This window comes from Halomonas sp. HL-93, assembly GCF_900086985.1.
Lineage (GTDB): Bacteria > Pseudomonadota > Gammaproteobacteria > Pseudomonadales > Halomonadaceae > Vreelandella.
The window spans coordinates 587,790-607,380 of the sequence record NZ_LT593974.1; the positions used below are offsets into that span (position 1 = coordinate 587,790).

The following is a 19,591-nucleotide window of genomic DNA, read 5'->3' on the forward strand; positions in this document are numbered from 1 at the left end:
CCCGCGCTCCTCTATTCATATCAATTAGATTTCACAGAGAGAGTCCTATGAAAACCATCAAAGGGCCCGCGCTCTTTCTCGCCCAGTTCGCCGGTGACGACGCCCCCTTTAATAGCCTCGACAGCATTGCCGCCTGGGCGGCGGGGCTGGGGTATCAGGGTGTGCAGATTCCCAGTTGGGATGCGCGCATGATCGATCTCAAGCGTGCCGCCGAGAGCCGCACCTACTGCGACGAGATCAAAGGCACCTTGGCCAAACACGGCCTGGCGCTCACCGAACTCTCCACCCATCTTCAGGGCCAGTTGGTCGCCGTGCATCCGGTTTACGACGAGATGTTCGACGGCTTCGCGGTACCCGAAGTGCGCGGCAACCCCAAAGCGCGCCAAGCGTGGGCGGTGGATCAGCTCAAGCTGGCTGCCAAGGCATCGCAAAACCTTGGCCTTACCGACCACGGCACCTTTTCCGGGTCACTGGCGTGGCCGTTTATTTATCCTTGGCCTCAGCGCCCCGCAGGTTTGGTCGACACCGCGTTTGACGAGCTGGCTAAACGCTGGCGGCCGATTCTGGATGCCTTTGACGAGGCGGGCGTGAACCTCTGCTACGAGATTCATCCCGGCGAAGATCTCCACGACGGCATCACCTTTGAGATGTTCCTCGAGCGGGTCGGCCACCACCCGCGCTGCCACATTCTTTATGACCCCAGCCACCTGATTCTGCAGCAGCTCGACTACCGTGGCTTTCTGGACGTGTATCGCGAACATATTCAGATGTTTCACGTTAAGGACGCCGAGTTTAACCCCAGCCCCAAACAGGGCGTGTACTCCGGCTATCAGTCGTGGACGGAGCGCGCGGGACGATTCCGCTCGCTGGGCGATGGCCAGATCGACTTCAAGTCGATCTTCTCCTGGATGGCGGCTAACGACTATCACGGCTGGGCGGTGCTGGAGTGGGAGTGCTGCCTGAAACACCCGGAAGTCGGCGCCCGTGAAGGCGCGACCTTTATTCGCGACCACATTATTGAGGTCACCGAGCGGGCGTTTGACGACTTCGCCGACGGCGGCTCCGACCAAGCCGCCAATCGCCGCATTCTGGGTCTTTAAGGAGGGCAATACGACATGAGCACTCAACACGACACGCCGCGTCGGCTGCGCTTGGGCATGGTCGGCGGCGGCCAAGGGGCGTTTATTGGTGGGGTGCACCGCATCGCCGCCAGATTAGACGACCACTACGAGCTGGTCGCCGGGGCTTTCGCCTCTGACCCCGAGCGTAGCCGGGCCGCCGGCGCGGAACTGCACGTGGCGGATGACCGCGCTTACCCTGACTACCAAACCATGGCTGAGGCGGAGCGCAAGCGCCCGGATGCCATCGATGTGGTCGCCATTGTGACCCCCAATCACATGCACTTCGACGTGGCACGCACTTTTCTGGAAGCGGGCTTTCACGTCATCTGCGACAAGCCGATGACGATCACCCTGGAAGAGGCCGAAACCCTCGCCGAGCTGGTGGAACGGACGGGACTGTTCTTCGGTTTGACCCATAACTACTCCGGCTACTCGCTGGTTCGCCAGGCTCGGGAGATGGTGGCCAACGGTGAGCTGGGCGAGCTGCGCGTGGTGCAGGTGGAGTATCCGCAGGATTGGCTTTCCACCCGCCTGGAAGACAGCGGCGTTAAGCAGGCCGAGTGGCGCACCGATCCCAAGCGCAGCGGCCCCGCGGGCTGCTTGGGCGATATCGGCACCCACGCCTATCACCTGGCGCGCTATGTGACCGGCCTGGAGCTCGGATCCCTCGCCGCCGATATGCACACCTTTGTGGAAGGCCGCGCACTGGATGACAACGTGCATATGCTGCTGCGTTTCAAGGGCGGCGCACGGGGCATGCTGTGGTCGAGCCAAGTGGCACCCGGTAATGAAAATGGCCTGCGGATCCGCGTTTATGGCAGCCAAGGTGGTCTTGAGTGGCGCCAGGAAACCCCCAATCAGCTCGTGCATTCGCCGCTGGGCGAGCCACCACGCATCCTGACGCGCAATGGCCCTGGCCTGTGCGATGCAGCGCTGGCGGCGGCGCGCATTCCACCGGGGCATCCGGAAGGCTATCTCGAAGCTTTTGCGCAGCTTTATCGTGATTTCGCGGTGCAAATCCATGCTCGCCAGAACGGCGCAAGCGCCAATGCGCTTGCCGCACTAACGCCGGGGGTGTCCGATGGTGTTGATGGTCTGACGTTTATCACCCGAGCATTGGCCTCGTCCGCCGCCGGGGGGCAATGGGTAGACGTTTAGGCAAGGCGAATGGGGTTCTGTAATAACAATAAAGCGGCGTAGGAATCGACATGAATCAACATTCAGCGCGTTATGCGAGCCTAGAACAGCGAGTGGTCTTGATTACCGGGGGTGGCAGTGGCATTGGGGCTGCTCTTACCCGTGCCTTTCATCGTCAGGGCGCGCGGGTGGTGTTTGTGGATATCAACGACGAGGCCAGCCAAGCGCTGGTCGCAGAACTCAGCGACGAAACCGGCCAGGCGCCGCTTTACCACCACTGCGATATTCGCGACGTGGCAAGCCTACAGCAGGTGATCGCGGATACCGGCCAAAATGTCGGGCCGATTCATACCCTGGTGAACAATGCCGCCAACGATGATCGTCATGCCTGGCAGAAGGTGGATGTTGCCTACTGGGATGAGCGTATGTCACTTAACCTGCGTCCGATGTTCTTTGCTGCCCAGGCGGCGGCTGAACAGATGATAAAAGCAGGCGGTGGCTCGATCATTAATTTTGGCTCGGTCAGCGTGCAAATGGCGCTGGGCGGTTTGCCCCTTTACGTTACTGCCAAAGCGGCAGTGCACGGTTTAACGCGCAGCCTGGCGCGGGACCTGGGGGAGCACAATATTCGCGTTAATACGCTAGTGCCTGGCGCGGTGATGACCGAGCGGCAGTTGGAAAAATGGATCGGCCCCGACGACGAAGCCGCCATTCAAGCGCGCCAGTGCTTGAAGCTGCGTCTTCAATCCCAACACATTGCCCCCGCCGTGCTGTTTTTGGCCAGCGCCGAAAGCCAGGCCATCACCGGCCAGGAGCTGGCGGTGGATGCCGGCTGGGCTTAGATAAGCAGCCGTTAATAACGAAAGCGGGCTTGGCGTTTGCGGAATCGAGGCCAATATAGATTTGGATAGTTCCTTGATGGACGACTACATTGTTATTTGCCGTACGCGTTTATGGTGACCTTTCACCTTTTGCAGTTGAGGGGAAACTTAAATACGGCTTGGTATGACTTGACTGATACATAATCATTTACTAGTGTAAGAGTTGTACAGGTAAGGGCGGCTAGATGTTCTCACCTGGGAAGTAAAGCCAAATAGGAGATGGTATTATGATGAAGAAGGATTTTTCCAAAAAACTAGGCATTCTAGGCGTATCGTTTGCTTTGATGGCCAGCCCACTCGCCTTTGCCGACATGCATGAAGATGACGAGCCAAAGACTGGCACTAAGCAAGAGGCTGATCTGGATGAAGGTCAAGATACGGCGGGCTCTTCGGGTTCAGATAGCGGTGAGCCTGTAGCGGGTGAAGAGGAGAATGATTCAACGACGGGTACTCAAGAAGAATCTGATTTAGACGCAAGTCAAGAGTCCACGGGTTCCTCTGACTCTGACGACCCCGTTGTAGGTGAAGAAGAAAATGACGCATCGACCGGCACCCAGCAAGAGTCCGAAGTTGACGAAGATGAATAAGTCATTACGGTTTTGAGGTAACAGGTACTGTTATGTCTCAGCTGTCTTAACTCTCTCATTTCGTATATGAGCTCTAAATGCCCCGCTAATGCGGGGCATTTTCATTTAGCGATGAGCCTCAATTAAGCAACATAAGCCGCTAGATACTATTCATTTACTCAATCACTTGCCCCTCACGGCAGAGTCCCTCGGGCGCATGTGCCACGGTTAAACAGCCAAAAGCCGCTAAGTTGATCCGGGCTTGGCATGAACTGGCACGCCTTTTTTTCAGTATGATGTTGAAATTGAATAATTTTTTATTTTTATAAAAAAAATGGCATGGTGACTGCAATCATTAGGGCAAGAACGGACAGGTAGGACGACCTAACGTTCTTGTCCAGAAAGTGAAGCCAAGATAGGAGGCAGTATCATGTTGAAGAAGGATTCTCTCAAGAAGCTAGGCATCCTCGGCGTATCTTTCGGTCTGATGGCCAGCCCGTTAGCTTTTGGCATGGATGAAGAAGAGGAGCAAGAGCCTGCACCGCAAGAAGAGACGACGCAGGATGAAGATCAAGGTTCCATGAATTCATTCGACTCAGAGGAAGAGGAAGACACTTCTACTGAGTACGAGGAAGAGGAAGAAGAGAAAGACTTCTCTTACGAAGATGAGGAAGAAGAGGAAGAAGATTGGGAAACTGAGGAAGACGATTCTGAAGAAGATTCAGATTGGTAATCCCCATCTTGATGGAAGATTAACTCTTCAGTTGATGGAAGATTAACTCTTCAGATTCAAGGATGAATCTTAAATGCCCCGCTACTGGCGGGGCATTTTGCGTGTGCTTGCCTAGCGCACAGTGAATAACGGGCGTTGAATGTCACGGCGTGCCCGGCGCAGTGATGATCGAACGGCAAGTGTAAAAGTGGATCTGCCCCGACGACCAAGCGGCAATTCTCAAGCCAGGCAGCACCACAAGCTGCGTCTCAAATCTCAACATAGTGCCGCCACCTTGCTGTTAGTAGTCAGCGCCGAAAGCAGGCAATTACCGTTTAAGAATTGGCCGTGTAATGCGGGCTCATGTGCCGGAGTTAAACAGCAAAAACGTCCTTCAAGCGGTAGGTTGGCAAGCATTGGCATGACGATTAATTTTTTATCATCATGATTTTATGAGACTTTTTATTTTATTGTGAAAACTGGCATGCCAGCTGCAATTATCTGGGTAAGAACGGACAGGTAAGACGACCTAACGTTCTTACCCAGAAAGTGAAGCCATATAGGAGGCAGTATTATGTTGAAGAAGGATTCTCTCAAGAAGCTAGGCATCCTCGGCGTATCTTTCGGTCTGATGGCCAGCCCGTTAGCTTTTGGCATGGATGAAGAAGAGGAGCAAGAGCCTGCACCGCAAGAAGAGACGACGCAGGATGAAGATCAAGGTTCCATGAATTCATTTGACTCAGAAGAAGAGGAAGACACCTCTACTGAGTATGAGGAAGAAGAGGAAGAAGATTGGGAAACCGAGGAAGATGATTCAGAAGAAGATTCTGACTGGTAAGCCCGTCTTCAATGAAAGGTTAACTCTTCAAATTCAATGATGAGTCCAAAATGCCCCGCCGTTTGCGGGGCATTTTTGCGTGGGTAGATATCAAACTGTTACTAGTCTCTAGGTGTACAGCGTTGAAGCAGAAACATAAGGGTGGGTTCATATTCGAGGCCAAATAAGGTAATACCGTAAGGGTCAATGTGGGATGATCACTGGAAATAAGGATATGCCGATGGCGATTGCCTGGAACGAGACGCCCCACCTGCCCAAAACGGAAGGCCGCATTGAGGCGATCGATTTAGCTCGCGGCATCGCAATCGGGTTAATGATCGTGAGCCATTCCGTCAGTGGGCTAGTGGGCATTCCTAACGTGCCCGAGTGGGGTATGGTGCCCATTCACTTTCTCACCAAGTTTTCTTCGTCGCTGTTTATCCTGGTATTTGGTATCGCGCTGGCGGTGGCGTTTTTGCCCCACGTGCATCGCGATGGCTGGCCCAAACGCCGCCTTAAATTGTGGTTGCGCGCGGTAGAGGTCTGGTTTTGGTACAAGGCCCTGCTGATTTTTGAAATGTTGCCGTTTAACACGCCGAGCGAAATCGTCGATGCGCTGCTCTACGGTCGCTTTGGCATCTGGGTGGAAATTCTCGGGTTTTACGCCATCGCGCTGTTGTGGGTGCCGTTAATACTGCCACTTTGGGCACGAGCGCCCCTTTGGAGCCGATTGGCCGTTATCGCCGGGCTGACCTCGCTCGCAGCGTGGTTGCAAGGGCTTTCATTTGGCGGTAACGATATTCTCAAGGCGCTGCTGGTAGACCACGAGGATCACTATGCCTGGGGCCAGCTCAGTCGTGCGCCACTTATTTTGCTGGGGCTTTTGTTGGGTGAAGCGTTACTGCGCTGCGTGGGCGACCCGGCGCTAAAACGCCGTCTGATCTTTTCGCTGCTTGGCGTAGGAGCGCTACTGGTCGCTGGGTTTTATGTGCTGGCGTTGGCCGGTGGCGATGTCCATGCCGCCATGCTGGCGGTGGCCAATAACCAGGGTAAACATCCGCCGGGGCTTGCGTTTATGCTGTTTAGCCTGGGTGGCGCGCTGGTGCTATTAGCCCTTGCGATAGCCGGTGGCACCAAAGCAGCCAAAGCACTGATGCCCCTCACGCTGGTGGGCTCGGATGCGCTCAAAGCGTTTATCTTTCATATCGTGGTGATTTTTCTGATGCTGCGTTTTTTGTGGGAAGGCGAGGGTATGTATAGCTATCCACAGGCGCTTGGCGTTGGTGGCCTGTTAATCCTTGGGGCAGCCGCGTGGATTTGGCTGACTCGCTGGATGAATGCTCATCGCTAATTCAATCTTAGGAGTTGGTACGTTGCGACACTGGTTTTATGGCAGCTTGGTCGTGGTAGCGCTGCTTTTTGTGCTGCCTGCCCACGCGGGTGGATATGACGCGCATTGGTACCATGAGGTGGACAAACAAAGTGCTTGGCAAAGCAACCTGGATGCCCGAATGACCGCAATAGCAGAGCGCTTTGCGGGCAATATTGGCGTTTATGTGCAAAACCTTACCAGCGGCGAAGCCTACAGCTGGCGCGCCGATGATCCTTGGTATCTTGCTTCGCTCATCAAAGTGCCGGTCGCGGCGGAGGTGTTGGGCAAACGTGTGCCGACCAGCGAGCGGTTGACGCTGACCCAAAGCGATTATGTAGATGGTGCGGGGCCCACCAACTGGCACGACCCTGGCACGCCGATATCGGTGGGGTACTTGTTGGAGCATATGATCACCGTGAGCGATAACACCGCTACGGACATGCTGATTGAGCGCGTCGGCCTGGATAACGTCAACCAACGCGCCCGCGCCATGGTGGCGGCCAATGGCGGGGACCCTGATACGCTAGGGCCGATATCCAAATTGGTGGGTGTGCGCCAAGGCGTTTACGGCGAACTGCATTCAGAGGCGCGCTCATTGGACGGTATGGATTTTATAGCGCTGCGTGAATCCCCGGTAAGTCAACGCACTCAGGCGCTAGCCAAGCGGCTAAATGTTTCCCCTGAGACGTTCAATCAGCCCGATTACCATCGCGCCTTTGATGCCTACCAAGAGAGGGGCGAAAACGCAGGCACTTTGCGCGCGTTCGGCGATGTACTGGCGACGCTTTACCGAGGTGCCATGCCAGACCTTCAAGGTTCGCCAAGCGATGAGGTGCTCGCCTTAATGGCCAACACCCGCTCCGGCGAACAGCGGCTAAAGAAAGGCTTTGGCGAGTCAGTCAGCTACGCACACAAAACCGGCACCCAGGACCGCCGCAGCTGTGATGCCGGGTTGGTAGAGCGCAAGGAACAGCCCAACGCCGCCTGGGCGGTAGTGGTCTGCACTCAGGGCCCGGACGAGGTCAGCGACCATGAGCGCGCCCTGGTAGGCGTGGGGCTGGCGCTGCGCCGCAGCGGTGCGCTGGGGGCGCCCTGGTAGTCAGCCGTTTTTGTGTCCTCCGTGCTAAACTAGCCATCGCGCCACTCGCTATCAGCGGCCGCCCGATGGCCGCTTTTTCAGGAGCCTGCCTTGAACGACCCCATTATCGAAATCCGTGGTCTGAATAAAACCTACCAAGGAGGATTTCAAGCGCTTAACCGTGTGGATTTGCAGATTCAACGCGGCGAAATTTTTGCCTTGCTAGGCCCCAATGGGGCGGGCAAGACCACGCTGATTAGCGTGGTATGTGGCTTGGTTACGCCCAGCGAAGGTCAGGTATTGGTCGATGGCTTCGACAATGTAACCGAGTACCGCCAAGCCCGCGAGCGCATTGGCCTGGTGCCCCAGGAGCTAACCAATGAAGCTTTTGAGACGGTATGGAACACGGTTAGCTTTAGCCGTGGCTTGTTTGGCAAGCCGCCTAACCCTGATCATATCGAAAGCGTGTTGAAATCGCTGGCGCTGTGGGAAAAACGCGATAACCGCTTGATAACGCTATCGGGCGGCATGAAACGCCGCGTGTTGATCGCCAAGGCGCTCTCCCACGAGCCGCGCATCTTGTTCTTGGATGAGCCCACCGCTGGCGTTGACGTCGAGCTACGTCGAGAAATGTGGCAGGTGGTGCGCGAACTGCGCGATAACGGCGTAACCATCATTTTGACCACACACTATATCGAAGAAGCCGAGGAAATGGCCGACCGCATCGGGGTAATTAACCGGGGTGAAATCGTGTTGGTCGAAAATAAGCACGCGCTGATGAGCAAGCTGGGCAGCAAGCAACTGACGCTTTACCTCAACGAGCCGTTAGCGATGCTGCCACCTGCGCTCGACCGGCCTGAACTCAGCTTAATGGCTGAAGGTTATGAACTGGTCTACACCTACGATGGCCACCAGGAAGAGGATGGCCATGGTATTCCGGCCCTACTCACAGCGCTTGAACGTGAGGGCATCACCTTCAAGGACCTACACACTCGGCAAAGTTCGCTCGAGGATATTTTTGTTGACTTGGTGAATCCTAAGGAACACGCATGAACCTCTATCCCGTTCGCGCTATTTACATGGCCGAAATGGCGCGCACCCGGCGCACGTTGCTGCAAAGCATTGTGTCGCCGGTAATTTCCACTTCGCTCTACTTTGTGGTGTTTGGTGCGGCGATTGGTTCGCGGATTAGCGAAGTGGACGGCGTTAGCTATGGTGCGTTTATCGTGCCGGGGTTGATCATGTTAATGCTGCTGACCCAGAGCGTCTCGAATGCCTCGTTTGGGATTTTCTTTCCCAAGTTCTCTGGCAGCATTTATGAACTGCTCTCCGCGCCTATCTCGCACCTGGAAATTGTCGTCGGCTATGTGGGGGCGGCGGCGTCCAAGTCGATTTTGCTAGGGCTGATTATCCTCGCTACCTCCGGGTTTTTTGTGCCGCTGGAAGTCGCCCATCCGATATGGATGCTAACCTTTCTGGTGCTCACCGCGATCACTTTCAGTCTGCTAGGTTTTATTATCGGTATCTGGGCGGAAGGGTTTGATCGCTTGCAGTTAGTGCCGTTACTGGTGATTACCCCGCTGACGTTTTTAGGCGGTAGTTTCTACTCCATCGATATGCTGCCACCGTTTTGGCAGGGCGTCACGCTGCTTAATCCGGTGGTGTATCTGGTCAGCGGTTTTCGTTGGAGCTTTTACGGCATCAGCGATGTCAGCCTTGCGGCCAGCGTTATTATGATATGTCTGTTCCTGGCGGCTTGCCTGGCGACTATTGGCTGGATTTTTCGCACCGGCTACCGTCTCAAACCCTGATCGTGAATTAACCCGCGTCTTAAAACGTCAACTCAGGAAGCTAGTAAACCTTTATGCCGCTACTGCACAGTATCGTCCACCGCCTGGACCCGACGCTTGATGGCGAGCGCCTAACGCTGACCGCGGCTCCTGCCGAGGCCGATAACGTCGAGCCCGTGATGGAAAGCCTGGTCAGCGCGCTCAACGACACCTACAACACCAAGCCCAAAGGTTGGGGATGCTTCGCCGAAGAGGGCGAGCAAGCCGGGCCGCTGTCGGTATGGTTGCGCGACTATTTAGCTGGCGAGAAGCGCTTTGACGAGTTGGCCACCGCGCTTGCCGAAAGGCTTGCAAGCCAGCTTCAAGAGCAGCTGTCAGTGAGTGGTTACTTGGTGATCAGTCATCAGCGCCAGGGCGATACCGAAACCCTGTTTATGGGGCTTGTTCACCAGCGCGAGGGCATTGGCATTAACGATGCGCACCAGGCAGTACCCGCCGCCCAGCTCAATACCCGCCAACTGACGCTGGCGGCGCGGATTAACCTCAGCCAATGGCAAAGCGATTCGCCGGATGCTCAGTACGTGTCGTTTTTGAAAGACCGCGGCGGTAAGAAGCTAGGCGAGGGGATGATGGCGCTGCTGGGTATGGAAGAAGGCATTGACGCGCCCACCGAAACCCGCACGCTGCTTAAAGCCTTCAGTGACTACGTCGAAAAAGAAGACTTCGACGACGAGGCCAGCCGTGAAAAAACCGACACCCTGGTAGGTTACGCCAACGACCAGCTAAGCCGAGGGGAACCCATGACGCTCGACGAACTCTCAGCGCTGGTCGATGAAAAGCAGCCCAAGGCCTTTTACGAGCACATTCGTAATGCTGATTACGGCCTGTCGCCGGAGATTCCACCGGATAAGCGCACCTTGAATCAATTTAGGCGCTTCACCGGGCGTGCGGGCGGCGTGTCGATCAGTTTTGATTCACACCTGCTTGGCTCAAGCATTGAATATGATGCTGCCCAGGATCGACTGATTATCAAGCAGGTACCCAAACAGCTCAAAGAGCAGCTTACCAAGCAGGAATAAGGCCGCAACAACGGCTTGCCGCCCGAGGAGACCCCCATGCTGGATACTATCCAACAGTTTTTTCAGCGCACGCTTTCGCAACCTGAGCAGCGCGACAATCAAACTCTCACGCTGGAGTTGGCTTCGGCGGCGTTGCTGTTTGAAATCGCCCGCGCTGACCACGATACCAGCACCGCCGAGCTTGACGTCCTGCGGAGTATGCTGCTTGAGCGCTACCAACTGAGCGAAACCGATGTTGACGAGCTGATGGCGTTGGCGCGGGACGAAGTGGAAGACGCGGTCGATCACTACCAGTTCGTCAGCCTGATTAAAGAGCACTACGGCTACGATCAGCGCTGCGAACTGGTAGCGCTGATGTGGCAACTGGCATGGGCCGACGGCAGCGTGGATGCGTTGGAAGAACACCGTATTCGTCGCTTGGCTGATTTACTGCACGTCAGCCACAGCGATTTTATTCGCACCAAATTATTAACCGAGGAGCGTGTAAACCAAGATGGATGATCGCAACGAAGGCTCAACATTAATGGATCTGATTGCGTCAATGGAGCGTATGGAGCAGGAAGCTCAGCGAGTCAGCGTTGACGATGTGGTTCAGGCAATAGGGCGGCGTTCGTTTGGGCCGCTATTGCTGGTCGCTGGATTAATTACGCTTACCCCGATCATCGGCGATATACCCGGTATGCCAACGCTTATGGCTGCGCTGGTGCTGCTAGTATCGGTGCAGCTATTAGCCGGACGGGAGTCTTTCTGGTTGCCCGGTTGGATGCTCAAACGCTCTCTCTCACGCCAGAAGTTCGATAAAGGCATCAAGCTGATGACAAAGCCCGCACGTTGGATTGACGGGCTATTGAGGGTACGCCTGCCGTGGCTAACCGGCTATATTGGCATCCGGGTGACGGCGGTTGTGTGCTTGTTGATTGCTCTGGCCATGCCGCCGATGGAGTTTATTCCCTTCTCAGCCAATGGCGCGGGCTTGGCGCTGGCGCTGTTAGGCCTGGGGTTGGTAGCGCGGGACGGCTTAGTACTGCTATTAGGATTTGCCCTCATAGGCGCAACCGCCGCGCTCGTTTTGGTTAACGTACTTTAATCCGGCATTATTCATAGGAGCCTCATTATGACCGATACGCCGCCGACACCCCCAAAGCTGCCGGAAGAACAGAGCTCTTGGGAGCGCCGAGTGGAAACCGCCCTATGGAACTCGCGGTTTTTGGTCATGCTGGCTGTGGTGCCGAGCCTGTTGGGCGCGGTGATGCTGTTTGTGGTGGGCACCGCTGATATCTTTAAGGTCGTGATACGCACGCTGCATTACTATTTTGTCGACAGTAGCGTGGATATCCACGAAAGCCTGGTGCCCGATATCATCATTGCTGTGGATATCTATTTGATTGCCATCGTACTGATGATATTTGGGCTAGGCATCTACCGACTGTTTGTGTCGCGCATTGACCAGGCGGAAGCCCGAAATCCCAATCACCCCTTTAACGTTGCCTCGCTTGACCAGCTAAAGGATAAAATCGCCCGGGTGGTTATTCTGGCGGTGATTATCGAATTCTTCCGCGCGGTGGTGGATATCCGTTTTGCTACCCCGTTAGAGGCAATTTACCTGGCGCTTTCAATACTGGCGTTGGCCGCCGCGCTCTATCTGATGAGTCTGGGGCACAAAAAAGAATAGCGGCTAGCCATCAGTCAACAGGTCCTCTACTAGGTCATGCAAACGTTCCTGAAACTGCCCGCCGGGCGAGGGCGGGCTTGGGTCCGCCGTAATCACGATGGTTAACTCCCGCTCTGGGATTACGTACAACGCCTGGCCGCCGAACCCGCGCCCGTAGTAGGCCTCTTCGCCGCCCAACTGGGTAATAAACCAGCCGTAGCCATAGCCGTCGCCGGTCCAGCGCGAGGTGCCCCGTGGCGTCCACGATTGCGCTACCCAGCCTTCCGGCAGCACGCGCTGGCCGTCTCCGTTGTTATCAAAAACCATGCCATCGTTGCGATACAGCTCGCCGATTTCCACCAGCGCCCGCGGCGAAAGCTGCATGTCGTTGCCACCGAAATAAACTCCCTGCGGGTCGCGCAACCAACCAGGAATGGCAATGTTAAGTGGCTCGGCCAACAGGCGCTGGGCCAGGGCGTGGGTAGACTCGCCGCTGGTATACGTCAGCGCGGCGGAAAGCAGATGGCTAGAGCCAGTGGAATACAACATGCGCCCGCCGGGGCGGTCGACAAACGGCCGCGTCAGGGCATCCTCCACCCAATTGGGGCTGGCCACCCAGGAAGCGTAATTCTCACCAGAGGTGCGCTCAAGCCCCGCCTGCAGCGACAGCAGATGGCTCACAGTAATATCGGCGACTTCCGGGTCCGCCGACTCGGGCACGCGATCGCCAAGCAACGACACCAGCGACTGATCGGTCGACTCGATAATATTCGCCTCAATCGCAGCACCGACCAACGCCGCCAACACGGTTTTGGATAACGATTTGATGTTTGCCAGGGCATCAACGCCTGGCCCGCCCTGGTGGTGCTCGTGAATCACCTCACCCTGATGAGCGACCACAATGTTGTGCAAACGCGAATAGCCGCGGGCATCCTCGCTCAGGGTTTGTAGCGCGGCGGCGCTGGGGGCAGTGGATGAGGCTTCTTGGGCAAGTACGGGGGAGAAAAATGGCGTAGCAGCTAAAAAACTGATGCAGGCAGCGGATAACAGCGAGCGCATGACAAACCCTCAGCGAATGGGAATCCCTTTGAGCCTACCATCATCCCAGGGTTCCAGCCCCGTCATGGTAAATCGTGTAAATCAAGTAACGTCTTGAATACGCAAAGTTTGAAAAGGCCTGCTAGGCTTTAGGGGGTAAGCGATAATCGCAATACGTATTCCAACCGCGCAACACGCAAGGAGCGACGCAATGAATAGTATTATTTACATCGTAGGACTGGTAGTGGTCGTGCTGTTTATTCTTTCAATTCTCGGCCTACGCTAAAAAACACTGACTAACTTCGCGCTCATCCCGTTAATCAGGATTTTTCAAACCGTATGGGTCATCGCAAGCAGTTTTGGTACAACGACTAGGCGCAGTCCGCTGCGCCTTCCCCAAACATATCAAACATCAGCTCGCGCCCCATGGGCGTTAATACGAAGCGGCCTTGCTCATTGCGAGTGGCCGCTTGGCTGGTTTCCAATACCTGCTGGCAGGTGGCCCATCCGGGAGCGTTTTGGCTTAGCGACTGCAGTTCCTTCCGATTGAGGCCGCGCTGGGCCAGCGTAATTGTCTCCAACACATGGCCATTGTCATAAAGTAATTCGGCCACCACGGCCAAACACTGGCGTAAGCTGCGCTGAACGTGACTGGCGGTGGATATGTCGCTGGGCATTCCCTTCTCCTAATACGTTAGCTCGGCAGGGCACTGGCATCTAAAGCCTGATTGCCAATGACGATGTGTTGCAGTGCATTATAAACCAAAGTCGATATTAGACCAACGTCTAGCCTACGTTTTTCACTGGCCGCCCCGTCATCAAAACGTGGATGACGTGATAAGCTCGTCTTTATCTTCGTCACCCCGTATAGATGAGTGAGTTAACACGGCATGCATATCAGTGTTTTTGGAAGCGGTTACGTAGGATTGGTGGCAGGCGCCTGCCTGGCCGATGTAGGGCATCAAGTGACCTGTATGGACGTCAATGCCGAGCGAATCGCCCAGCTTAATGCCGGTGAGGTGCCCATCTTTGAGCCAGGGCTGAGCACCCTCGTCGCGCATAACATTGAGGCGGGGCGGCTACGCTTTACCACCAACGCAGAACAAGCCGTTCTGGAAGGCGAACTGTTGTTTATCGCCGTTGGCACTCCGCCGGATGAAGACGGAAGTGCCGACCTACGTTATGTGTTGGATGTCGCGCGTACCATTGGCCAGCACATGAACGATTACAAGCTGGTGATTGATAAATCCACCGTGCCGGTGGGCACCGCTGAGAAGGTGCAAGCGGCGATCAGCGACACCCTCGTCGCCCGCGGTGCCGATGTGCCCTTTGATGTGTGCTCTAACCCCGAGTTTATGAAAGAAGGCGCGGCGATCGAGGACTTTACCCGCGGCGCGCGGATCATCGTCGGTACCGAGAGTGAACGTGTGAAAGCCCGCATGCACGAGTGCTATGCGCCCTATAACCGCAACCACGACAAGCTGATGTTCATGAGCGTGCGCGCCGCCGAGCTCACCAAATACGCTGCCAACGCCATGCTGGCCACCAAGATCAGCTTTATGAACGAGATGGCCAATCTGGCCGAACGCCTCGATGTAGATATTGAAGACGTACGCCGGGGCATTGGCAGCGACCCGCGTATTGGCTACCACTTCATTTACCCAGGCTGCGGCTATGGCGGCTCGTGCTTTCCCAAGGATGTACAGGCACTAGAGCGCACTGCCCGCCAGCTAGGCTACACCCCGGCGTTACTTAGCGCCGTAGAAACGGTCAATTTGCAGCAAAAGCAAACGCTGTTCACCAAACTGCAAACTGTATTGGGTAACCTAAGCGGCAAAACCATCGCGGTATGGGGGCTTGCCTTTAAACCCAACACTGATGACATGCGCGAAGCGCCCAGCCGCACGCTGATGGAGGCGCTATGGCAGGCGGGCGCCAAGGTGCAAGCCTTCGACCCCGAAGCCATGGCTGAATGCCGCCGGATTTATGGCGAGCGTGACGACTTACTGCTCGCCGGCGACCGCATTCAGGCAGTGAAAGGCGCTGACGCTCTGGTGATCTGTACCGAATGGAAAGCGTTTCGCAGCGTCGACCTTGAATGGCTGGCCAACCAGTTGAATGACAGACTGGTGGTGGATGGGCGCAACCTGTTTACCCCCAGCGCTGCGGAGGCGGCGGGGCTGATGTATGTTGGGGTAGGGCGGCGCAGTTAACTTCTGCTAATAGCAAACATTCACGGTGAGGAAACACATCGTTACGAAAAAAAAGGCTATGGTAGTTAAAGTTACTTATAAATAAGCCGACGGGTTTAGGTAATACGAGAAGTAAGTGCTGCGCGAGGCTTCAAGGCGTAATAGAAGCATTGGCATGATTAGCGCAGCAAAATGCATCAGACAAGGCGCATGTTGTTATGTCTTCTATTTCTTCACTCGGTGTTGGTTCAGGCCTAGACCTGAACGGACTACTCGGCCAGCTACAAGAATCAGAGCAGGCAAAGCTTGAACCGATCCAGCAGCAAGCTGAGACGGAAGAAGCGCAAATTTCTGCCTATGGGCAATTGAAGAGCGACCTTTCGCAATTTCAAAGTGCAGCTGAAAAGCTCAATGACCCAGCTACGTTTGAAAGCCTCTCGACGGATGTTGAAGGCAGTGGTGTTAGCGCGGTTAGTAGCGATGATGCCCAGCCGGGTCAATATAACGTTCAGGTCGATCAACTTGCCTCTGCAGGCAGCTTGGTTACTGAGCGTTTAGATACTTCCGACGAAGCGGTTATTGATGGTGATCAATCGCTTTCGTTTAACTTGGCCGAAGGTGATATCGACCCTATCAGTATTGCAGACGGTAGCTCACTGGAAGACATGCGCGACGCTGTAAACACCCAAAGTGATGGCCGTCTGAATGCCTCCATCGTTAACGACGGTGATGGTTACCGTTTGGCTGTGAATTCAACCGAAACCGGTGCAGCTTCCAGTATTGAAAGCACCAACTTTTCCGATATCCTCTCAGCCGATGCGCAAACAAGCGATGCACAGGTTGTGCAGGCAGGCGAAGATGCTGCCTTTAACGTTAACGGTATTGATATCACGAGCCCTACTAACCAAGTAGAAGATGCGATCCAGGGAGTTACCCTGAACCTAACCGAAGCAGGTTCTTCAAGCACCGTAACGGTTGAGCAGGATAGCGATTCGATTCGTGAACAAGTTACTGCTTTTGTTGACGATTATAATGCTCTCAAAGGCACTATTGGCGAGCTAACCGCCTTTGATTCTGAATCTGGTGAAGCGGCTGATTTAAGTGGTGATAATGCTACCCGTGCCGTTGAGTCCTCTCTGCGTACAGCACTCAGCAGCGTGGTGGACGGTGATGGTTTCAATGTGCTGTCTGATGCGGGTATTTCGCTAGAGCTCGATGGGACGCTTGCTATCAATGAGGACGAACTAGACAGCGCGATTGCCAATCAGCCCAATGAGCTTGCCAGCTTTTTTGCCGGTGATAGCGAAAACAGCGGCTTGGCAGGCCAGGTAAGCACCGCGATTGAACAGCAAATTGGCACTAATGGTCGGCTGGAAGGCGCTATCACGTCTTCTGAAAGCCAGCTAGAGCGGCTGGGTGAGCGTTTTTCAACCACCGAGGAGCGTATCAATACAACGGTTGAGCGTTACCGTGAGGAATTCTCTGCCCTGGATAGCATGGTAGGCGACATGAACCAGACAAGCGCTTACCTGACTGAACAGCTTGGGTGATAATGGGTGCAGCTATCAGGCTGATAAATAGTTAAATATCCGCAGTAAAAAAGTCCGGCATGTAATGTCGGGCTTTTTTTTGTTCGTTCAGGAGGATTTTCCTAAAGTTATCGCGGTTGGTGCCGATTAATTAAGCCATCTACCTCAACATAAATTCACTAGGAGCTGTCCAACATGGCAACCATTACCTCACTCGGCGTTGGTTCTGGCCTTGATCTCAACGGCTTGTTGGATCAGCTCCAGTCGGCGGAGCGACAAAAGCTTACACCGATAATCGAGCGCCAAAACAATGAGCAAAGCAAGATTTCTGCCTATGGACGCCTTCAGTCCGCAATGGGCAGAGTGCAAGACGCTGTCGCCACGCTGAACGATGTTGCTTCTTTTAAGCAGCAAAAAGCCACCGTCAATGGCGACGGTGTGATAGCGACCGCAAGCGAAACCGCTAATGCGGGCCGCTATAATATTAACGTAACCCAGCTTGCCAGTGCAGGCAGCGTTGCTTCAGGTAGCGTGGCGCAAGGTACCGTGGTGGCAACTGCCGATACCACCTTGACCCTTAACTTCGGGGCAACGTATACCGGCGGCGAGTTTGACGTAAATGCTGAGCCACTAAGCACTCATACGCTCGAGGTTGCCGCAGGCAGCACGCTCGAAGATGTGCGAGACCAAATTAACGAAGATGCAGAAGCTGGTGTCACCGCCTCCATCGTTAACGATGGGTCGGGCTATCGCTTGGCGCTCAGCACAAAAGATACTGGGGAAGAGGCCTCTATCATTGGCTTTGAGGGGTTGGATCAACTCAATATGGATGATGCCACGCTTCGTGCGGGGCAAGATGCTGAGTTGGATGTAAATGGTATTACGATCACCAGTAAAACCAATCAGGTTGAAGAAGCTATTCAAGGGATAACGCTTAACCTCACAGCTGTCTCTGAAAACCCTGTTTCGCTGGTGATTGAGCGTGATGAAGAAGCGCTGAGAGGAGCCATTGATGAGTTTGTCAGTAACTACAACGAAATGAAGTCCACGGTTGGTCGAATGACCGCCTACAACGGCGAAGGCGAAACCTCGGGCGAGCTAGTGGGCGACCGCACCGTTCGTACCATTGAAGACCGCCTACGCCGGGATATCACTGAAAACTTCGGAACCAGTGATATTTCACGTCTTTCGCAACTAGGTATCGCTATTGATGAGCGTGGGCGGTTAGCCGTTGATGAAACCAAGCTAGATGATGCTGTAGCCAACAACCCTGAAGGGCTCGCCGCCTTTTTTGCGGGCGATACGGATGAAGGCGGCTTTGCAGGGCGATTAAATTCAACGCTTGAAACCATTACGGCGGATGAGGGCATCATTCAAAGCTCGTTGAGTAGTGCTGAGCTCCGAATTGAAAGCCTGGATGAACGCAAGCTGCGTATGGAAAACAGTATCGAGCGAAGCGTGGAGCGCTACCGCAAGCAGTTTGGCCAGTTGGATGGCCTCGTGGCTCAGATGAATCAAATGAGTTCCTACTTGGCCCAGCAGCTTATGGGCTTAAATACGCAATAAACGGCTGGTTACTTTATTTTACAAAAATAGCGGGCTGATACCTAAAGTATTTCCCTGACAAGCCGTTAGTTAATATAACGGCGACAACGGCGCCGCAAACAGGCCTGATTGGCCAAGTAATCCCCAAGGAGTTATCTCATGTCTGTAATCAACACGAACATTACGGCCCTGATCGGCCAGAACAACCTGTCCAACTCTCAGTCCATGTTGGCCAAATCTCAAGAGCGCCTGTCTTCTGGCCTACGCATCAACAGCGCATCAGACGACGCTGCTGGTCAGGCTATCGCCAACAAAATGAGCGCCCAGATCAAAGGTATGGACCAGGCTAGTCGTAACGCTAGCGATGGCATCTCTCTGGTTCAGACCATGGAAGGCGGTCTTGACCAAATTAACGACAACCTAGGCCGTATTCGTGAGCTAGCGGTTCAGGGTGCCAGCGACACGAACACCGATGAGGATCGTGCAGCCATTGAAACCGAAATCAATGAGCGCCTTGAAGAGATTGATCGTGTTGCTAACAGCAATAACTTCAATGGTACCGACTTGTTGAACGGAGGCGGTAGCGGTGGGTTAAGTATTCAGGTTGGTTCTAACACTGAAGATGAAGATGTTATTGAAGTGGCAACGGTTGATGCTACTGTCTCGGGCCTTGGTTTGAGTGGTGGCGGTATCTCTGGTAGTGAATTTACAGCTGGAGATTCTGATGATGCAACTGCTACCAGTGGTAGTACTGCACAACAAAACTTCCAAAGTTTAATTGATTCAGTTGATAGCGCCACTACGGAACTTGATACCAATCGTGCGACCTTGGGTGCTACGCTTAACCGCTTCGACTCGGTAATCGACAATCTATCGACAACTTCTACCAATCTTTCTGAAGCCCGCTCGCGTATTGAAGATGCTGACTACGCCGAAGAAGTATCTAACATGACGCGTTCTAACATTCTTCAGCAGGCCGGTACCTCTATGCTGGCGCAGGCTAATCAGACGCCACAGTCTGTACTGTCTCTGCTGGGCTAATGGCTTAGTCGCTAAGGTTTATAAGAAAGTAACGACGGGGCC

20 protein-coding genes are annotated in these 19,591 nt (G+C 54.6%); 18 read left to right on the top strand and 2 right to left on the bottom strand.

Going from position 1 to position 19,591, the window contains the following annotated elements; genetic code table 11:
• Nucleotides 1-47: 47 nt before the first annotated feature.
• From GA0071314_RS02605 to GA0071314_RS02670, 14 genes are all read left to right on the top strand, one after another.
• Nucleotides 48-1,100, top strand: a complete 1,053-nt coding sequence (locus GA0071314_RS02605) for a sugar phosphate isomerase/epimerase family protein (protein WP_074395183.1) — start codon at nucleotides 48-50, stop codon at nucleotides 1,098-1,100.
• Between the two features lie 15 nt (nucleotides 1,101-1,115).
• Nucleotides 1,116-2,279 (top strand): Gfo/Idh/MocA family protein, encoded by a 1,164-nt coding sequence (locus tag GA0071314_RS02610; RefSeq protein WP_074395184.1) that lies wholly within the window; start codon nucleotides 1,116-1,118, stop codon nucleotides 2,277-2,279.
• Nucleotides 2,280-2,329: 50 nt separating this feature from the next.
• Nucleotides 2,330-3,100: an SDR family NAD(P)-dependent oxidoreductase gene (locus GA0071314_RS02615; protein ID WP_074395185.1), complete on the top strand. Its 771-nt coding sequence runs from the start codon at nucleotides 2,330-2,332 to the stop codon at nucleotides 3,098-3,100.
• A 266-nt stretch (nucleotides 3,101-3,366) separates the two neighbouring features.
• Complete coding sequence (locus GA0071314_RS02620) at nucleotides 3,367-3,726, top strand: hypothetical protein (protein WP_096300278.1); 360 nt, start codon at nucleotides 3,367-3,369, stop codon at nucleotides 3,724-3,726.
• 409 nt (nucleotides 3,727-4,135) lie between these two features.
• Complete coding sequence (locus GA0071314_RS02625) at nucleotides 4,136-4,438, top strand: hypothetical protein (RefSeq protein WP_082934183.1); 303 nt, start codon at nucleotides 4,136-4,138, stop codon at nucleotides 4,436-4,438.
• Nucleotides 4,439-4,994: 556 nt separating this feature from the next.
• On the top strand, nucleotides 4,995-5,255 hold the full coding sequence (locus GA0071314_RS02630) for a hypothetical protein (protein WP_074398401.1): 261 nt from the start codon (nucleotides 4,995-4,997) through the stop codon (nucleotides 5,253-5,255).
• Between the two features lie 193 nt (nucleotides 5,256-5,448).
• Entirely contained in the window at nucleotides 5,449-6,585 is a 1,137-nt protein-coding gene (gene opgC, locus GA0071314_RS02635; RefSeq protein WP_231896500.1) for an OpgC domain-containing protein, read from the top strand.
• A 22-nt stretch (nucleotides 6,586-6,607) separates the two neighbouring features.
• Nucleotides 6,608-7,705 carry a serine hydrolase gene (locus GA0071314_RS02640; protein WP_231896501.1) on the top strand — a complete coding sequence of 366 codons (1,098 nt, stop codon included), beginning with the start codon at nucleotides 6,608-6,610 and terminating at the stop codon, nucleotides 7,703-7,705.
• Between the two features lie 90 nt (nucleotides 7,706-7,795).
• On the top strand, nucleotides 7,796-8,737 hold the full coding sequence (locus GA0071314_RS02645; RefSeq protein WP_074395187.1) for an ABC transporter ATP-binding protein: 942 nt from the start codon (nucleotides 7,796-7,798) through the stop codon (nucleotides 8,735-8,737).
• Nucleotides 8,734-9,495 carry an ABC transporter permease gene (locus GA0071314_RS02650; RefSeq protein ID WP_074395188.1) on the top strand — a complete coding sequence of 254 codons (762 nt, stop codon included), beginning with the start codon at nucleotides 8,734-8,736 and terminating at the stop codon, nucleotides 9,493-9,495. The genes GA0071314_RS02645 and GA0071314_RS02650 overlap by 4 nt, the downstream gene beginning before the upstream one ends.
• A gap of 53 nt (nucleotides 9,496-9,548) precedes the next feature.
• The gene (locus GA0071314_RS02655; protein ID WP_074395189.1) at nucleotides 9,549-10,553 is read left to right on the top strand and encodes a nucleoid-associated protein; all 1,005 of its coding nucleotides are present in this window, start codon (nucleotides 9,549-9,551) and stop codon (nucleotides 10,551-10,553) included.
• 36 nt (nucleotides 10,554-10,589) lie between these two features.
• Nucleotides 10,590-11,054: a tellurite resistance TerB family protein gene (locus tag GA0071314_RS02660; RefSeq protein WP_074395190.1), complete on the top strand. Its 465-nt coding sequence runs from the start codon at nucleotides 10,590-10,592 to the stop codon at nucleotides 11,052-11,054.
• Nucleotides 11,047-11,640, top strand: a complete 594-nt coding sequence (locus GA0071314_RS02665) for an exopolysaccharide biosynthesis protein (RefSeq protein WP_074395191.1) — start codon at nucleotides 11,047-11,049, stop codon at nucleotides 11,638-11,640. Before GA0071314_RS02660 ends, GA0071314_RS02665 begins: the two co-directional genes overlap by 8 nt.
• Before the next feature lie 27 nt (nucleotides 11,641-11,667).
• Nucleotides 11,668-12,225: a YqhA family protein gene (locus tag GA0071314_RS02670; protein ID WP_074395192.1), complete on the top strand. Its 558-nt coding sequence runs from the start codon at nucleotides 11,668-11,670 to the stop codon at nucleotides 12,223-12,225.
• Between the two features lie 3 nt (nucleotides 12,226-12,228).
• On the opposite strand, the gene GA0071314_RS02675 is transcribed toward GA0071314_RS02670, so the two are convergent.
• Together GA0071314_RS02675 and GA0071314_RS02680 are read right to left on the bottom strand one after the other, a co-directional pair.
• Nucleotides 12,229-13,263 (bottom strand): serine hydrolase domain-containing protein, encoded by a 1,035-nt coding sequence (locus tag GA0071314_RS02675; protein ID WP_074395193.1) that lies wholly within the window; start codon nucleotides 13,261-13,263, stop codon nucleotides 12,229-12,231.
• 350 nt (nucleotides 13,264-13,613) lie between these two features.
• The gene (locus tag GA0071314_RS02680; RefSeq protein ID WP_074395194.1) at nucleotides 13,614-13,919 is read right to left on the bottom strand and encodes a hypothetical protein; all 306 of its coding nucleotides are present in this window, start codon (nucleotides 13,917-13,919) and stop codon (nucleotides 13,614-13,616) included.
• A gap of 213 nt (nucleotides 13,920-14,132) precedes the next feature.
• Between GA0071314_RS02680 and GA0071314_RS02685 the strand changes: the two genes are divergently transcribed.
• The 4 genes from GA0071314_RS02685 to GA0071314_RS02700 all read left to right on the top strand — a co-directional run bounded on the left by GA0071314_RS02685 (nucleotide 14,133) and on the right by GA0071314_RS02700 (nucleotide 19,549).
• Nucleotides 14,133-15,455, top strand: a complete 1,323-nt coding sequence (locus GA0071314_RS02685; protein ID WP_074395195.1) for a UDP-glucose dehydrogenase family protein — start codon at nucleotides 14,133-14,135, stop codon at nucleotides 15,453-15,455.
• Between the two features lie 197 nt (nucleotides 15,456-15,652).
• Nucleotides 15,653-16,984: a flagellar filament capping protein FliD gene (gene fliD, locus GA0071314_RS02690; RefSeq protein WP_074395196.1), complete on the top strand. Its 1,332-nt coding sequence runs from the start codon at nucleotides 15,653-15,655 to the stop codon at nucleotides 16,982-16,984.
• Between the two features lie 174 nt (nucleotides 16,985-17,158).
• Complete coding sequence (fliD, locus tag GA0071314_RS02695) at nucleotides 17,159-18,529, top strand: flagellar filament capping protein FliD (protein WP_074395197.1); 1,371 nt, start codon at nucleotides 17,159-17,161, stop codon at nucleotides 18,527-18,529.
• 138 nt (nucleotides 18,530-18,667) lie between these two features.
• The gene (locus GA0071314_RS02700; protein ID WP_074395198.1) at nucleotides 18,668-19,549 is read left to right on the top strand and encodes a flagellin N-terminal helical domain-containing protein; all 882 of its coding nucleotides are present in this window, start codon (nucleotides 18,668-18,670) and stop codon (nucleotides 19,547-19,549) included.
• The last annotated feature ends 42 nt before the right edge of the window (nucleotides 19,550-19,591 follow it).

What these genes read in the sequence shown, in the direction of transcription:
- GA0071314_RS02605 (WP_074395183.1), top strand. Translation starts at nt 48, where the DNA reads ATGAAAACCATCAAAGGGCCCGCGCTCTTTCTCGCCCAGTTCGCCGGT.
- GA0071314_RS02610 (WP_074395184.1), top strand. Translation starts at nt 1,116, where the DNA reads ATGAGCACTCAACACGACACGCCGCGTCGGCTGCGCTTGGGCATGGTC.
- GA0071314_RS02615 (WP_074395185.1), top strand. Translation starts at nt 2,330, where the DNA reads ATGAATCAACATTCAGCGCGTTATGCGAGCCTAGAACAGCGAGTGGTC.
- GA0071314_RS02620 (WP_096300278.1), top strand. Translation starts at nt 3,367, where the DNA reads ATGATGAAGAAGGATTTTTCCAAAAAACTAGGCATTCTAGGCGTATCG.
- GA0071314_RS02625 (WP_082934183.1), top strand. Translation starts at nt 4,136, where the DNA reads ATGTTGAAGAAGGATTCTCTCAAGAAGCTAGGCATCCTCGGCGTATCT.
- opgC (WP_231896500.1), top strand. Translation starts at nt 5,449, where the DNA reads ATGATCACTGGAAATAAGGATATGCCGATGGCGATTGCCTGGAACGAG.
- GA0071314_RS02650 (WP_074395188.1), top strand. Translation starts at nt 8,734, where the DNA reads ATGAACCTCTATCCCGTTCGCGCTATTTACATGGCCGAAATGGCGCGC.
- GA0071314_RS02655 (WP_074395189.1), top strand. Translation starts at nt 9,549, where the DNA reads ATGCCGCTACTGCACAGTATCGTCCACCGCCTGGACCCGACGCTTGAT.
- GA0071314_RS02660 (WP_074395190.1), top strand. Translation starts at nt 10,590, where the DNA reads ATGCTGGATACTATCCAACAGTTTTTTCAGCGCACGCTTTCGCAACCT.
- GA0071314_RS02665 (WP_074395191.1), top strand. Translation starts at nt 11,047, where the DNA reads ATGGATGATCGCAACGAAGGCTCAACATTAATGGATCTGATTGCGTCA.
- GA0071314_RS02670 (WP_074395192.1), top strand. Translation starts at nt 11,668, where the DNA reads ATGACCGATACGCCGCCGACACCCCCAAAGCTGCCGGAAGAACAGAGC.
- GA0071314_RS02675 (WP_074395193.1), bottom strand. Translation starts at nt 13,263, where the DNA reads ATGCGCTCGCTGTTATCCGCTGCCTGCATCAGTTTTTTAGCTGCTACG.
- GA0071314_RS02680 (WP_074395194.1), bottom strand. Translation starts at nt 13,919, where the DNA reads ATGCCCAGCGACATATCCACCGCCAGTCACGTTCAGCGCAGCTTACGC.
- GA0071314_RS02685 (WP_074395195.1), top strand. Translation starts at nt 14,133, where the DNA reads ATGCATATCAGTGTTTTTGGAAGCGGTTACGTAGGATTGGTGGCAGGC.
- fliD (WP_074395196.1), top strand. Translation starts at nt 15,653, where the DNA reads ATGTCTTCTATTTCTTCACTCGGTGTTGGTTCAGGCCTAGACCTGAAC.
- fliD (WP_074395197.1), top strand. Translation starts at nt 17,159, where the DNA reads ATGGCAACCATTACCTCACTCGGCGTTGGTTCTGGCCTTGATCTCAAC.
- GA0071314_RS02700 (WP_074395198.1), top strand. Translation starts at nt 18,668, where the DNA reads ATGTCTGTAATCAACACGAACATTACGGCCCTGATCGGCCAGAACAAC.